The 16,826-nt window shown below is 64.3% G+C and carries 5 protein-coding genes; 2 read left to right on the top strand and 3 right to left on the bottom strand.

Features of this window, described 5'->3' with window-relative positions; genetic code table 11:
* Nucleotides 1-3: 3 nt before the first annotated feature.
* Nucleotides 4-5,931, bottom strand: coding sequence for an Ig-like domain-containing protein (locus G1C98_RS07025; protein WP_169080537.1), 5,928 nt, complete (start codon nt 5,929-5,931; stop codon nt 4-6).
* Between the two features lie 203 nt (nt 5,932-6,134).
* Nucleotides 6,135-7,280 (bottom strand): serine/threonine-protein kinase, encoded by a 1,146-nt coding sequence (locus tag G1C98_RS07020; protein ID WP_169080536.1) that lies wholly within the window; start codon nt 7,278-7,280, stop codon nt 6,135-6,137.
* A 213-nt stretch (nt 7,281-7,493) separates the two neighbouring features.
* Here G1C98_RS07020 and G1C98_RS07015 point away from each other — a divergent pair, with 213 nt between their 5' ends.
* Entirely contained in the window at nt 7,494-11,672 is a 4,179-nt protein-coding gene (locus G1C98_RS07015; protein ID WP_240944955.1) for a PD-(D/E)XK nuclease family protein, read from the top strand.
* Nucleotides 11,669-15,607, top strand: a complete 3,939-nt coding sequence (locus G1C98_RS07010) for an ATP-dependent DNA helicase (protein WP_169080534.1) — start codon at nt 11,669-11,671, stop codon at nt 15,605-15,607. The genes G1C98_RS07015 and G1C98_RS07010 overlap by 4 nt, the downstream gene beginning before the upstream one ends.
* A gap of 90 nt (nt 15,608-15,697) precedes the next feature.
* Here the strand turns inward: G1C98_RS07010 and G1C98_RS07005 are convergent, their stop codons facing one another.
* Nucleotides 15,698-16,750, bottom strand: a complete 1,053-nt coding sequence (locus tag G1C98_RS07005; protein ID WP_169080533.1) for a Gfo/Idh/MocA family protein — start codon at nt 16,748-16,750, stop codon at nt 15,698-15,700.
* Nucleotides 16,751-16,826: the final 76 nt, after the last annotated feature.

The raw sequence follows: 16,826 nt of genomic DNA, 5'->3' as shown, positions 1-16,826 counted from the left end.
GTGTTATGAGTGGCAAAGAATGGACCGGAATCGTGCCCGGTGCTGCGACTGCCGGCTGCTTAGACCCGTCGCCGATGCCGAGGGAACGGCGGCGCGCGAACCCTCCACAAGATCCCGCACTGGCCTGCGTTCCGCATTAAGCCGGCTGTCTCCCGTGCCGGTGACCTGCACCGCCCAGCGGTACGACGAGGCCTGCGGCAGTGTGGAGACGTCGATGCGCTGCCCATCCGACGGTGTCCATGCGAACGGGACCCCATTGACGGTCAGGCGTATGGCGGCAGGACATCCATAGGCATCGACGTGCCCGCCGCGCACGATGATGTGGTCATGTCCGTCCCATCGGACCGACGATGGTGGCGTGATGCTCGCGGCTGGTCTGAGCATGCTCGAATCGGCGGGGCTGATTATGGTGGCTCCCGTTTCGCCGTTCAGCAACGGGGTCACGGTTCCCGTCTCGCATGGGGTCCACGGGTCGGGAACATATTCCAACGTGCCGGACGTTCGGGAGCTGGTCATGCCATGCAGGCTCGCCGCAACGGAATCGGCCTTGCCATCGACGCGCCAACGCATCGAGCAGACGCCATCCGAGCCGTCGGTTTTCAGGAATTCGACGCGGCCTATGGGAGTGGTGGGAGTGATCGACGCGGGTTTGGATCGCACCTGCAATCCGCGATTCGTACGCACCGTGGCGGTGAGCGATATGGGGGAGAAGAATTCGCTGTCCCCGATTGTGAACTCGAACGAGGTATCCGCGCAGGTGGGCTCCTTGCCGGACGTGCGGCGATCCAATGCCACGCTGTGGCATCGGTTGCCGCGCATATCGCCGAACTCGACCGATCCTCTGATGAGATTGGGATCCGTCTCGTCTTGGCGCAGGGCGATGACGGGACGGTCAGGTTCGCCGTATACCTCGCCGGAGGCGACGGCCAGACTCGCCTGTTTGCCGGGGCCGGTGCCGTTCACCGCGCGGACCGTGACGGTGAATGAGGTCGAATCCGACAGTATGGCGTCCGTAACGGAGAACGAGGCGTACAATGCGGAGGTCTCGATGCGCTGCCGACGAGTGCCGTCGGTGCCGTCAAGCGTGACGATATATGACGTTGGCGCGCTGAATGCCGTTCCGCTGCCGGAAGGCTCCTGCCATGTGATGCTCAGCGTGTTTCTGCCGCCTGTTGCCTGAAGACGGCCCGGCGCTTCCGGCGCTGTGTCCGGCGTGGCGGTGACGCTGTTGGAATACGCCGACCAGCCGATGTCGTTCCTGGCGCGCACCTTGAACGTGTGCTGCCTGCCATTGGCCAGGCCGTCGATCGTGCAGACAGTATCGGTGCCGCAGGATATTGCGGATTCGGCCTGCCCGTCGACGTTCACCTCGTATTCGAGCACGTCGCCCCCGTTGTTCCGTCCGGGAGTCCACAGCAAGGTGACGGCCCCGTTCTGCGGCTGCGAGCGCATGGCCGAGAGCGAGGGCGCGTCCGGAACGTTCGCCGCCACGATGCGCAGTGTGCCGGTGATCGTGCGTTCTTTGGCGTGGGTGGCGTCCTCGATGGTGATGGCGATATCCTGTGTGCCGGTTGCGTTGCTGGCTGCGGATATGTCGATGGTGCCGGAAGTGTTGCAGTGTAGCGTGATGGTTTCGCTTGTTTTGCCGCAGTGGGTTACGGTGAGCGGGGTTTCGGGGAATGGGTTGTAGGCGTCGGCCAGTATGTCGATCTGCGTTGTTTCGCCGGCGTGCAGTCGTATGGTGTGCTGTGCGATGCGGGCGAGCGGGCGCGACGAGGCTATGATGCGTACGTTCAGTCCGGCGTCCACCGTGTCGGTTTCGGTGTGGGCCTGGAAGGGGATGGCGACGATTGAGCCGGGCTTGGCGTTGTCGGCGACGTGTATGCGCATGCGGCCGGATCGTGATACGGATGCCTGTATGCCGGTCGAGTCGGTGCCTCCCGAGTAGGTGAGGGGTTCCGTTGTCGTGTCCCATGCCGTGCCTGTGGCGAGCGCGTTCAGATCGATGGTTCGTGCGGCGTCGCCGGGTGCCACGTCCACCGTCGTTGTGGGGAACGTGGGCGGTTGCCGTTGTTTTCCTGTGATGGTGATGGGCAGCATGATGACCGATGTGGCGCCGGGTGCCTTGCCGCCGGGTTTGGTGTCCGTGGCGGTGAGGGTGAGGGAGGCCGGGCCTGCGTAGTCCGCTGGTGCGGTGAATCGTATGGTCTGCCGGTCGGCGAGTGCTTCGCCGGTGCCGCCTTTGGAGGTTGTGATGGGGTCGCGGGCGTCGATGTATGCCTGTTTGCCTGCTCCTACGCGGATGTGGTCGGCGAGTGCGATGGTGATGGTTTTGCCGGAGGAAACCGTCAGTTTGGGCGCGTCGGGGCGGTTTGTCGGCGGGAATGCTCCGTATGCCGGTACGTGGATGAATGCGGTGGAGTGTACTCCGTGCGCGGTGTTGGTGACGGTGTAGGGGAGTGTGTAGGCCTCTTCGGCGAGGTTCAGGGTGATGATGGTGCCGTTTGCGTGTGCCTGCTGCCGGTATGCGTCGTCCACGTGTACGGCGAGGTCGTTGAACGGGCCGGAGGGGTTGGCGATCCATGCGCCGATGTCTACGTTCACGGTGCGTTTGCCGAGGGTGGCGTGTGCCGGGATGCGGTAGTCGTGTGCCTGCGGCGCTTGGATTGTGGCGTTGCGCTTGACCTGCACGGTCAGTGTGGCGGTGCTTTCGAATCCCGCCCGGTCTCGCACGGTGTAGCTGATGTGGTGGGTGCCTTCCTCGTTCGGTGTGTTGATGGTGATGCTGTCGCCGGTTACGCGGGCTTCGATGCGCCCTTGTATATCGAGTCGGCTGTTGAGGGTGGGGTCCGTCCCTTCGCTGGGGATGTCGTTGGCGGTGACGGGTACCGCGACTTCGGTTCCGGGGCGTACGGTGATGCTGTCGTCGCGGGCCGCTATGCCGGAATGTTCCTGTGCCGGGGTGATGCCGATGCGGATCATGGCTTGGGATCGTCGTCCGGACCAGTCCTCCACGGCGTAGGAGAACGTGTCGGTGCCGTTGGCGTCGGCGTATGCCTCGTATGTGAGGCTGTCCGCGTCCGTTTCGATGATTCTGCCGAGTCGTGGTAGCTCGTTGCCTAATCCGAGGAGCATGGCGTCGTCGGAATCGTCGATGCCGGTGAGCGTAATGGGGATGCGTATGGTGGCGCCCGGTCTTGCGTTCATCCGGATATCCCGTGGCTTGGCGGGTTTCTTCCCATCCGCGTCGCGTCGGTGCACGCTGAAGGTGACGGTGGCGGAGATCTTCTCCCCGTAATCGTTGGTCACGGTGTAGATGGCCGCATAGTCGCCCGGCTGTTCGGGAGCCTGGTAGCGGATCGAATGCTCCGAGGCGTGCACCGTTCCAAGGAAGGACTCGTCGGTGTGCAACGCGCTTTCCAGTCTGATGCCGGCAGCGTCGTCGTACTGCACGTGATCGAGCACATCCACCGTCCGGGTGCCGCCGCAGCGTATGGGAACGGTGAAGTCATCGGCGCGCAGCAGCGTCGACCCCGCGACGGTGCCGTTCGGATGCACGATGATGGTTCCTTTCGTACTGCCCACGGCGTTCGCCACGGTATAGGCGACGGAAACCGGTGCGGCAAGCTGACGTTTGGCGGTCAGGCTGATCCTGCCGCCTGCCAGCGTGGTCGCGGTGATGGCGCTGCCGGCCGGGGCGGTGACGGAGGTGATGGAAAGCACCCCGCCCATGGGATCGATGTCGTTGGCCAGCGGCACGAGTACGGCGGTGTTGTTGGCATTCAGCGCGACGGCATCGTTCGCGGCGATGGGTGCCGAACGTTCCGCGGTGGGAGGGGAGACGGTGAACCGTATGGTTCCTGTGGATTGCTGCTTGCCCTGCGTTACGGTGAACGGCACATGATAGGTGCCGGGCGTGGCCGCGGTGAACGTGAGTGTGTTCGCCGTTCCGTCGAGGGACACGGTCGTATGCTCCGGTGCGGTGGCGTCCTCCAATGAGGGTGTGCCGGCTCCGGTGGCATGGATGTAGGGGGAGAGGTCGAGGGTGACGGGTGTTGCCGATATCGCATCCTGCGATACCGGATCGATGCGTGCGGGCAGGCTGTCTGCGGCGTGGATGGCGAAGAACACGACTCCCGTTCCGGTGTGCGTGCCGTCGGAAACGGTCAGTTCCACACCGACGCGACCCGACTGCGACGATCCGGCATGGAAGGTCAATCGCCCATCCGCACGGGCGGAGACTCGGGCGTCGCTGCCATTATGCGGCGCCGCCGACAGCAGCGTCAACGGATCGCCATCCGGGTCGGTGAACGATTCCAAGGCGTTCATGGTGTAGGACGCATCCTGTTCCACCGAAATATCGGCGGGCACTTCGATCTGCTGCGGCGCGCGATTGCCAGACGCGTCGACGATGTTCAGCCGTGCCGAGGCGGTGGCGGTCCGGCCATGCCCGTCCGAAATATCGTAGGTGAACCGTATGGTGCCGCCGCGCGCTTCGGAGGCATCGATCTGCAGATAGCGTCCGTGAAGCACCGGTGTGATGCGGGCCGTTCCACCGGTCGGCGCGCCCACGCGGTCGATGCGTAATGCCGAGCAGCCTGCGCCTTCGTCGTTGCGCAGCACGTCGATCGTCATACGGCTCGATGCCCGGATGCCGAACTCGTCATCCACGGCGCGGATATGACCGGTGCGCGAGGGCTCCGAAGCGCAATCAGGGGAGAGGGAATCGCTGTTGCCCGCCGATGACGCTGGGTCGCGCCGCGTATCGGGATTCGGCTGTACGGCGTTCCATTGCACGGCGATGGCATCGGGCGAACGCTGCGGATTCCAGATGGTGCCGTTGCCGGTGTCGTTCAATATGGCATGGCGGTGATTGGCGCGGAACACCAATTCCGAGGAATTCGACACCTTGGCCAGCGACGCGAATTCCGCGCCTTCGGCCGTCGGTGAGCAGACGCGGATGAAGTTGCCGGAACGTTGGGAATATGCCGCATGCACGCATCCGCCCGTCGACACCGGTTGCGCGGGAGTCCCGTCGTCCGGGGAATCCAACGATAGGGGCTTGGGGGAATGCGAGCGAAGATCGACCAGGACAAGCTTGCCCGGCAAGGCGAGCGCGACCCAGCCCGACTGCCGGTCATCGGTCGGCGCGGCTTGCAGCAGCGCCTGCATCATCGTGCCGTCGGTAGATTCGATTGAGACCTCTCCGCCCCGGAATATCAGACGGTTGCCGGACAGCACGACGGGCACGCCATCCACCACGGTGAACGCGGAAACCGCCAACTTTCCGCCATCGCTCAACGATCCGGCCTCCTTGGCGCCGCCGCTTCCGTGCCTGATCGCCAACACCATGCCATCGCTCGGACGGTACCCCCATACGGTTCCCTCATGGTCGACGGTCATCTTGCCGCCACTGCCCAATCTCATGCTCGGCGTGCCGCCCATGCCCGCGATATCGCCGATACGTTCCATGGGACCGGCGTACACATTGCCGCTGCGACGGTTGAGCAGCGCCACGGTGCCGCCGCCAACCAGCACGGTACGGTCCCGTTCCGCAACGGCATGCTCGGCAACGTCCAATGTCGCGGCGTTAATGGCCGAGACGCCTGCAGCTCCGGTAAGCAGTGCATGGTCGCCGGACTGCACGATGTCGAAACGCCCGCCTTTCGCCATGACCGCCGCGGTGGGCTCCTCGATATCCGCGTTGAACCGCATCGCCTTGCCTTGTGCCGTCGACGTGACCCACACGGTTCCGTCATCGCAATGCACCTGATGCCTGACCACGGATCTCACCACGATCACGCCGGCGATGAAGGCCAGCAGCATGAGCGCCAGAAGCACGGGAACAAGCCGTTTCGCGGACGGCGGCAGGGAACGTCCATCGTGTGCGCCACGCTTCGGGCGACGCGGATAAAAAGGAATAGTCGGCATAATGATCCGTTCTGTATGCGGGTGTACGACATGGCAAGGCGTCGGCACCGTTCGAATAACAAGGCAGAGCAAGGTGCGAGCAGGCGGGCACGGCACAAGCGGCAAGGCCATGCGGTCAGGCAAGGCCCGCCGAAGTAGGTTCAAGACATGCGGGGAGGATGACGCCTGACCTAGGGGCCGGACGTCAACGTTCCGAGAAAGCGCTACAGGGGCTTCCTCGTGAGTCCCAGAGCCATATGGGTCGCTTCCGGGGCGGGATCGAGATCGATCGGCTCGTCGGCATCAAGGACATGGACCTGGCCCGGCGACTGCACCGAATCCAGGTGACCGCCCGCAAGCGCGATCAGCAGCAGCGCCGCCGGTGCCACGGAAAGAACCAGCATCAGCGCCATACGCGCATGAGTCCTGCGCGGAAAACCATGGAACAACCGCACGGCCGTACGTGCGGGCATATGAGGCAACGGCGCATCATCGCCTCCGGATCGAGCTCCGGGCGCAACGGCATGATTGGGTTGCGCCGCCTGCCGGGCCTGGCGAAGCTCACGGGCGAAATCCTCCATGGTCGGGAACCTGTCGGCCGGGTTCTTCTCCATCGCACGTCTGAGCAATGACTCGACGGATTCCGGCACATCCGCCCTGCGAAGAGGCGGCACCGGCTTGGAAAGCACGATGTTCCGCAGCTGCGCGCTGGATTTCGGACGATAGCCGTATTCGAACGGCGATGCCCCGGCCAGCATGGCATACAGCAACGCGGCCAGGGAATACACGTCGGTGGCCTCGCACGGCCGTTGACGGGTCAATGATTCGGGTGCCGCCCAAGGAATCGAATACCCCGCGTCACCCGCCCCATAGACGCTGCACGCGATGCCGAAATCCGCCAGCAGCGGCTCGCCCGCATCGCCGATCAGCACATTGCCGGGCTTGATGTCACGGTGCACCACGCCGGCCCGATGCACCACGCACAGCGTATCCGCCAACGTGACGCCAAGATCCAGCATCTCCCCGCACGTCAGCGTGCGGGTGCGCAGCAGCTTCCCATAACTGCCGCCGGAAGCGTATTCGAATACGAGATAATTCACGCCATGCCCTGCGGTCCCCATCGCAAGCATGGGCAGAATATTGGGATGTTTGGGCAGATGCCCCAGCATGTTGGATTCATGGATGATGCGCGCCGCGGCCCTGGCGTCGCGGGCGACGTTGCCCACCTTGACGGCCACCGGGCGCTCGCGGCCTGATTGGCGGTAGAGATACACGTTCGAGGTGGAGCCTGAACCGATCGGACGGACGAACGTGAATCCGTCGATGGCTGGAGGCTCTGCGGCCAGCGGAGGCGAGGTGTTCTTGATCATGATTCGTTTCCTTCCACATTGAGGGTGTAAGCATTGTGCGTGACGGCGTGGACGGGGAAGCGTGGACGTCACGGCGAGTCGTATCTCATCCGTTGGAACACGCGACGAGACGGCACCCACGATCCGCAAACCGGCGGTCGGCACCAGCCGCATGCGGTTAGTCTGGAAAGCATGGGTGATTCAGGGAATGCAACGAACGCAATCGAAACGCTGATGACGGGGACGGCAGCGAAGCCGCTGCTGATCGCCGGCATGCCGGGAGCCGGAAAAACGACGTTGGCTTACCGGACGCTGCTGGACGCGTTGCGCAGATTCGGCGACAACGGCGCCGTCATGTGTGTGCCCAACCGCACCCTCGGCAGCAAGCTTTCCGACATGGCCATCCGCGAGCTTGGCGCCCTCGCCCAAGCCAGGCCCGTCACCACGCTGTCCGCACTCGCGTTCCGCATCATCGCCGCCGACAGGTCCTTTAGCAAACTGCCGACACCCAAGCTGCTCAACGGCGCCGAACAGGACGCGCTGCTCAGGCAGGTGCTCGCCGTGCATCTGGGGCATGCGGTCAGCGGCGACCTGTGCGACACCTGCCGTCTGCTGAGATACTACTTCGCCCAGGATGATTGGGACGGTGCCGTCGCTCCGGGCCTGCACGTCGACGGTACGGAATCCTCGACCACCGCGGCGATGCTCGAAAACGGCATTTCCCCCTCGTTCGTCGGCCAGCTGAGGGACATGCTGGCACGTATGGACGAGCTGGGCGTGAAGCAGGAACGCGAAAGCGAGCTACTCGACGCCCCGCGCCACCTGCCGCAGGACGATTGGCGCGATGCGGAACGCATGACGGTGCAATGGCGTCTCGCCTTCGCGCTGCGCGACGAATACGCGCAGGCGCTGGCAAACAAGTATCCGGACGAATACCGATTGGACGCCTCCAAACTGCTGGTCGAAGGCGCGGCGGCATTGGAACGGGAATCCGGCGAAAGCGCCGACTCCCGGTTCGACGGCACGGTGCCGGACATGCTGATCGTCGACGACTTCCAGGACACCACGCTTGCCGGCCTGCGATTCATCGAGACGCTGCACGGCAGGGGAGTGCGCATCATGCTCACCGGCAATCCCGACGAATCCGTGCAGACGTTCCGCGGATCCTACCCCGAATACCTGTTCGACCGTGCGCGGCAGGGCGCGTTGCAGGCGCAGCTCATCGAACTGGGCGATGCACAGGATGCCGGCACCCAGGCCCCGGATCAGCGGACGCTCGTGGCCGCACGCGTATCGCTATCCATCGCATCCAGCGAACCGAACCCGCTGCCCATACCGCGCAGACCGGGCAAAATGCCCGCATACCAAGGGGCATGGCCCATCTCCACAACGAAGCAAGCCGACGATTCGCTGCGAACCGCCATATACCGTTCCCCACGCGAAGAACTCGACGACGTGGTATGGCGCATCAAACGCTCCCATCTCGACCGGGGATCCGAATGGAACGACATGGCCGTCATCGCGCACGACAACGCCACCGTGCGTCAATTCGGCGAACGGTTGCGCCGCGACGGCGTGCCGGTCAGGTATTCCTCGGTGACCAGACCGCTCAAGTCGGAGCCTTTCGTGCAGGGACTGTTCGCGTTGATCGAATTGGCCCGGCTGCGCGAACAGGGGGTCGATGGCACCGATATGAGTTTGGAAAACATCGGCGCGTTCGCCCGCACGCGCATCTGCGCACTGATGGGCAGCGCGCTGGTCACCACCGGAAGCAAACCCGGTGAGGGCGCTCCCGCTCGCATCGAACCCATCGAATCCGCCATGAACTCGTTGGAATCGCTGGCCGGACTCGACGGCGTGACCGCAGGTTCCGCCGATTCCGCGGGTGCTGCCGATTCCGCAGATTCGTCTTCGGCAGAAGGCGTCAGCTGCGCAAATGGCGACAAGCGCAACGAGAAAGAGGGCGACGATAGCGAAGGCAGTGACCTGGCGCGCATCGTCCGCGAATGGAACGATCTGCAGAACGTCAAGCGGCAGTCCGAGCATGAGGTGACGATCCAAGTCGCCGACGTGGCCGACGGAACCAGCCCCAACGCCGATGGCGGCAAGGGCAATGATGATGGTGGCGGTCGGCCCGTGGCCTGCACCGTGCTGGCCCAATACGCCATGCTCGCGCTGGATGCCAAGGAGGCGCCGTGCGCCGACGTGCTGGGCGTGATCGGCAGCGTCGTCGGCGGTGGCCCGCATCTCAAGGCGTTCCAAAGGGTGTTCCGTCTGATCGACCGTGTGGCGGAAGGCATGCGCGCCTTGCCGTCGAGGGAGCCCCAGTTCGTGCTGGCTCTTGCATGGGACGTTACCGGCGTGGCCGAGAACTGGCAGCGCATGGCGCTGTCGAACACCCCGGAGGGGCGTGCCGCCAACGACAGGCTCGACGCGGCCATGAGACTGTTCCAATACGCGCAGGGCGGCATGGTCGGAACGGACATCGTGGGCTTCATCGACCAGGTGCGTTCCATGGAGATCGAAGCCGACTCCCTGGCCAAGACCGGACCGGTGGAACAGGCCGTGACGCTGACCACCCCGGCGGGTGCCGCCGGACGGCACTGGTCGCAGGTGTGGATTCCCGCCGTGCAACAGGACGTGTGGCCGAACCTTGCGGAACGCGCCACACTGTTCGGCGGCGAGGATCTTGCCGACGTGGTGCTGCATGGTACGGATGGTGCGCAGGCCGGCGATTTCACGCATGACGCGCGCCTTGAGACGGTTCTCGCCAGCGAGGAGAAGAGCTTCCTGGTGGCGCTTACCCGCGGAACGTCGGTCATGGTCAGCGCGGTGCTGAACGACGATTCCACGCCATCGGATTTCATGTACGGGTACATGCCCGAGCATTGCCCGCGCGATGCCGGCGAGACGGTGTTCGCCACGGTGGGCACGGACGAGGATGGCGGCGAATTCGCCGGTCTGGACACCGATCCGCGCGGCCTGGTCACGCAGGCCCGCGTGACGCTCGCGCGTTATCCCGAGGATTCGCCGCAGGCGCGAGACGCCCGCAGAACGCTGGCGCTGCTTGCCGAATACGGCGTCGATATCGCGGACCCCGACAACTGGCCGTTCCTGAATGACGCGAGCCAGGCCCAGGGCAACGACGAATCGAAGACGCCCGATGCCGGCATTACGACGAGAACGGTCGAGGAAACCATGGAAAACGGTCACCCGGTGGTCACGCTGTCGCCGTCCGCCGTGGACAACCTCTGGGCATGCCCGGTGTGCTGGCTGATGGAGAACCGGTTCGCCGGGCCGCGCATCGGCTCGGCCGCCACAAGCTTCGGCACGCTCATCCACGCCGTCGCCCAGAAGGGCAGCGAGGAAGGTCTCGATCTTCCGGGAGCCGTGGCGGACTCGTCCGTCGAAAGCAAGGTGGACACGGTCGCCCATCGTCTCGTCGACATCTATGATGCGATCAAGCCCGATTTCAGCAGCATCGCCAAGGCGTCCGAACGGTACGCCGCCATGCTCAAGGACGAACAGGCCGAATCGACCCTGCACAATCTCGCATCGTATTTCGTGGAAAGCAACGGAAGCGACTATCTCAACAAGAACGCGGGGAAGTTCGACATCGGCGTATTGGAAAGCGCCTCATGCGAGGAGGAATTCTCCGCGCGTTTCGGCCTTGACGATATCCTTGCTGCCTACAACGCGCTGCCCGACATGAACGCCATCGGCAGGACCGCGCTGATGCAGCTCATGGGGGCATTGGTCGGCGGCTGGCCGGAAGACATGTGCGAGGACCTGACGGTGAGACTGTCCGGCAGGATCGACCGCAAGGAGACCAGACGCTTGAGGGACGGCAGTCAGGCCATCCGCCTCATCGACTACAAGACCGGCCGCAAACGCCAGCTCGGGGAGATCTTCAACGATCTGCAGCTGGTCTGCTATCAGCTGGGACTCGCGTTCCCCGAACATGGTCGCGGCGGCGCAGCGCCTCGCATCGCGCAAAGCGCCCTGTTCTATGTGCAGGATGACGCCGCGCCGGCGACCAGCTATTCGCCCGAAAGCGCCTTCCAGCCGCCATTGCTGCTCGGCGGGGCGTTGAACGCCGAAGGCTTCACCGCGCGCGATCACTACCCGCGTCTCGACAAGTTCACTGATATCCCGGCATTGCCGGCGGACAAGCCGGACACGTTGGATGCGGTCGACGAGAACGCATGGCAGGGATTCCTCTCATGGAACGGCACCCAGGCCATGTGGTCGCTGACCATGATCGCACGCGTGTTCTACGCGGCCGCGGCAAGCCGTTCGCACGTCATCGTCGCACACCCCACCAAGCAGCATAAGGGGCATTGCCGCATGACCGACATATGCCCGGCATGCGCGGGCCAGATCGACACCGTATTCGAAACGAGGCAGGCATGAGCACATTCACAGACAGTCCCGAACAGGCCAGGGTCATAGGCGCTCCGGTCGGCGACGACGTGCTCGTGGTCGCCGGCGCGGGATCCGGCAAGACCTACACCATGACGCGCCGCATCGTGTCGCTGATCGAACACGGCGTGGCCCCGGAACGCATTCTCGGCCTCACCTTCACCCGTAAGGCCGCGGGCGAGCTGCTGTCCCGAGTCTCCGCCGCGGTGCTCGCCGACGAAGGCGACCAGGAACGCATGTTCCTCAAACCAGCGGTGTTCACCTACGACGCGTTCTTCCAATCCATCGTGCGCCAATACGGCCTTCTGGTGGGATTCGACCAGAACACGCAACCGCTGAGCGACGCCGGGGCGCTGCAATTGGCATCCAACACGGTCGAAGAGCACATGGACATGCTGCGCGGCAAGGATCTGGGATCGTTCAGCCAGGTCACCGCGAAGGTGCGGGCGCTGAGCGACGCCATCGCCAGCTCCATGATCGGCGGGGAGGTTGCCGACATGAACACGGCCATTGCGCGGGTGCGCGCATGGGACGACGCCTTCATCGGCCAGGCGCATGCCGTCATAGACGGCGAGCAGGTGCCCGACAAGGCAGTGAAACTCAAACACATCAAGCGACTCAAGAAGGACACGGACGAAAGCTGGGAGAAAAAAGTCGCCGGATACCAGCGCGACGCGCACGAGGCATGCGTCTACACCTGCGCATCGCTCGCCACGACCGCGGAACAGCGCAACGTGATGCTCGACCTGGTGGAAGCCTACGCCGCGGAGAAGAAACGGCTCAATATGGCGGAATTCAGCGATTTCACCATCGCCGCATACCAGCTCGTCACCCGGTTCCCCTCCATAGGCGCACGCTACCGCCGGCGGTTCAGCCACGTGTTGCTCGACGAATACCAGGACACCTCCACCACGCAGGCGGCGCTCATCGCCACCCTGTTCCAAGGCGGCGGCACCGCGGTGAGTGCGGTGGGCGACCCGTTCCAGTCGATCTACGCGTGGCGAGGCGCAAGCCCCGGCGCATTCCGCATGTTCCAGAACGACTTCCACCTTCCGGCCGACCGCAAACCCTACTCGCTGAGCGTCACCCGCCGCAATTCGAAGCTGGTGCTCGAAGCCGCGAACAACCTCACCATGCCGTTGCGCGGCACGCCGAGCAGACCCAGCAGCTCGCCGATGCGGGAAGTGGACGTGGACGAACTCGCCCCGCTGGACAGCGCCCCGACCGGAACCGTCGGCGTGCTCGGCTACGAGACGCTGGGGCAGGAGATCGACGGCGTGGTGCGATTCTGCCACGAGGCCATCGCACGCAACACCCGCACCGACAAGGACGGCAAGCGCGCCGGCACCGTGGCGGTGCTGTTCCGATCCAAGGCGAAAATGCCGCTGTTCCAGCAGGCATTGGAACAGTCGGGACTGACCGCCGTCGCCGTCGGATACTCCGCGATGCTCGAACGCCCGGAAGTGCGCGACGTGTTCTCGCTGCTGCGCGTGGCCTGCGACCACAGCGACAGCGCCTCGCTGATGCGTCTGCTCGCCACACCGCGTTTCGGCTTGGGAAGCGAGGCGTTGAGCGCGCTCGCCGGCATCGCAAGCACCCTCAATCTCGAAGCCCAGTACCGTGCGCTGGCCACGGCGGGCATCGTGCCGCCCGATGCCCCGCGCGGCCAATGGGATGCGCTGGTCCGCGAGCATCGCGACAGCGTGATCAACAGCGTGTTCGTCGCCGACCTGCTGCTGCGGGACGATCTGAACGAACGGTTGGAACATTGCGCGCGCATCGACGACCGGAGCAGAAAGGCGCTTGTCCGCGCCGGAACCGTGCTGCACAAGGTATGCGACGCGGTCGGCAGGCCTCTGTCCGACGTGGTGCGTGCCGCGGTGCAGGCATTGGAACTCGACGTGGATGCCGTGGTCGCCCAGGCATTGCACGGCGGTGCCACGGTGAACCCCACCGTCGCGCGTATCCCCATGGAAACCATCATCGACCTGGTCGACACCTACCTGTCGGAGATCTCGGCAGGCCAGGCCCCGACCCTACGCGGCTTCATGGCCTGGGCGGACACGCTGCGCACCATCGAGGACGAGACCTCCACCCTGAACGCGGACAGCGGTGCCGACGTGGAACTGATGACGATCCACCAGTCCAAGGGATTGGAATGGGACGCCGTGGCCGTAGTGGAGCTTTCCGACGGCGTATTCCCCAGCAAGCAGGGTGATTCCCTGGCCGTCAAAGCCGACGAACGGCACCCCGGCGGGTGGCGCGACGACGTATGGGAGGCACCGGAATACCAGGAAACCGCCAAATCATGGCTGACGAAAGTCGACGCGGTTCCCGTCCCGGTACGAGCGGACGCTGGCATCCTGCCTCGCTTTCCGCATGACGCCCCGGTCGGCGCGGACCCGATCGAGTCGCTGAAACTGCTGGACGGCCCGGAAACCATCGACGACGAGGTCTACGGCACGCTGCGCGCCTTCGACAGCGAGATCGGATCCATGGACCCCGACTCCCTGTACCTCACGCAGGCCGAGGAATACGGTCGCCGCTACCATTGCGACGAACGCCGGCTGGCATACGTGGCGCTGACCCGAGCCCGCAACGACCTGCTGCTCACCTACTGCCAGAACGGTGAGGAAGGCCGCGACCCGCGCGTGCTGGGTGCCAAGCCGAAGATGACCAAGCCATCGGTCTTCTGGCAGGAGGTATACGATTCGCTGCGCATCCGCAACGACATCGCACAGACCCCATCCAACCTGCCGGCGGAACAAGACGATGGCATATCGCTGCCGGACGGGTATTTCGTGGGCGATCAGGCCCGCGAATACGAGGATGCGGTCGTCGGAACGGCATGGCAGGAGGAGCCCGAGGCTCGTGATACGCAGGCGAGCCTGCCCTGGCCGGCACATCTCAGCCAAGGCGTGGAAGGCAGACTGCGTTCAAGCGCACGGCAGGTGCGACGGACCATCGACGGCGGCGATGCAGACGAATCGACGCAATCGCGTGATGCGCAAGGCAGCGCGCAAGATGATATGCAAGACAACACGCAGAACGCCAATCCACAGGCATCCGTGGCAAACGGGCACACGCTCTACGACAAGGCCCGCATGCTGGTGGAAGACAAGGACCTGATGACCGGCGTGCTCGAAGGAAAGGCCCTGGACGCGGCAGTGAAGCGGAAGGCACGCCGCGTCATGGCCGGCACGCGGCAAAGCGTGACCGGACTGCAGGCGCTCGCCGGCGGCCTGAACAGTCGCGACGAGGCACGCTACTGGCGTGGCGTCATCCGTCCGATCCCATCGGTGGCCTCGCCGTCGGCCTCGGCCGGCACGCAGTTCCACGCGTGGGCGGAACGGTTCATGAACGCGGTGCACCCGGAGGAAAGCGGCGAATCGCGCGAAGGCATGCTGCGGGAACTGGACAAGGCCATGGCGGCAGTCCAGGAGGCGGATCGGACAGCTGATCAGGGAACAAGCCAGCGGAACAAGGATTCGTCCACCATCCTGGAATGGGAGCGACGCCTTGCCTCGTCGGTTTGGGCCGACCGCGTGCCGGCATGGGCGGAACGCCAGATCGTCGTATCCATAAGCGATCTGAACGGCCAGGTGGTCAACGGCAAACTGGACGCCGTGTTCCTCGGCGGCCTCGACCCGGACGACAGCACGAAACGGTTCACCATCGTCGATTGGAAGACGGGTCATCGTCCGACAACGAGCGGCGACATCGCACGCAAGCTCATCCAGCTCGACATGTACCGGCTGCTGCTTGCCGAAATCGAAGGCGTGCCGTTGGAAGCCATCGACGCCACCCTCTACTACGTGAGCGAAGCCGACGAAGCGCGGCGCGAACTGCATGCCGCGATGAAATCCAGGGAGGACATCATCGCGGAACTGAGCGCCGGTGTACCGGAATCATCGGACGACGACTGACCCGTTGCCCGGCGTACCATCCGAACTTCGGGTGGTACGCCAGGCCGGGGTAGTCGGCTTTTGCTTGGCCAATGTTTACTTGACCCGCGTCTACTCGAAGGGATACTGCAATCCCCACCGCCCACGGATCTCGTCCATGAGCTCCATGATGCGCAGCGTATCCGCATGGGGCATTTCCGGGCATTCCGTCCTGCCGTCGAGAATCGCGTTGGCGGCCGAGGCGACCTCGTACTCGTAGCCGGTAAGCTGCTCGGGAACCGCGATGCTGTGGCGAAGCGAATGATCCGTGTTGTACACGTCGATGCGTTCGGGATTGTTGATGTTCGTCACCACGGCATAGCCATTGTCGCCGCAGATCACGCCGGAGCGGTCCGAAGCCACGGCCCTGGAACTGGTCGCGGTGGCCAGCAGACCGTCGTCATAGGTCAGCACCGTGGCGTTCGTCGCATCGACACCGGTGCTGTACGGCACCATCGTGGTGGAAAAATCCGCGATGGAACGGCCATGGTCGGCACCCACGGCCATATCGATGAAGTTCAGCGCATACACGCCCACATCGAGCAACGCGCCTCCGGCAAGATTCGGGTTCGTGATGCGGTCGCGCCCATGCGGCTCATAGCTCAGCTCGGCGCGCACCGAACGTATGGTGCCCAGCTCCCCGCTGCGCACCAGTTCGTTGATGAGATCGCGGCTCGGCTGGTAGCGTGTCCAGATCGCCTCCGTGGCAAGCAGGTTCGTCTGCGCCGCCACATCGAGCAGTTCACGCGCCTGCGCGGTATTGGCGGTGAAGGCCTTTTCCACCAACACGTTCCGGCCGCCCTTCAGGCACATGATCGCCTGTTCGGCGTGGAAATTATGCGGCGTGGCGATATACACCAAGTCGACGTCATCGTCCGCGACCATGCTCTCGTAGGAACCATAGGCCTTGTCGAAGCCGTATTTCGCGGCGAACGCCTCGGCACGGTCGGCGTCGCGCGCCGCCACGGCATACGGGTGAATCCAGCCGGAATACCTGTCATCCGCAGCCATCTTCACCAGCGTCGTGGCCATGGTGTTCGCAATCGAACCGGCACCCAGAATGGCGACATTCACCTTCCTGCCGGTCCGCTCCGCCTTGTCGCGTCTGCCGTTCATCCTGCTCATGTGTTCCTCCTTGCTCATAGGTGAATCCATGACGATTGATGCATCCATTGTACGAAGTCCTGCGATTGGATCGCAT

This window comes from Bifidobacterium erythrocebi, from assembly GCF_012932675.1.
GTDB classification, from domain to species: Bacteria; Actinomycetota; Actinomycetes; order Actinomycetales; family Bifidobacteriaceae; genus Bifidobacterium; species Bifidobacterium erythrocebi.
Note: the sequence above shows the minus strand (reverse complement) of the source record. Positions and strands in the feature narration are given on the sequence as shown.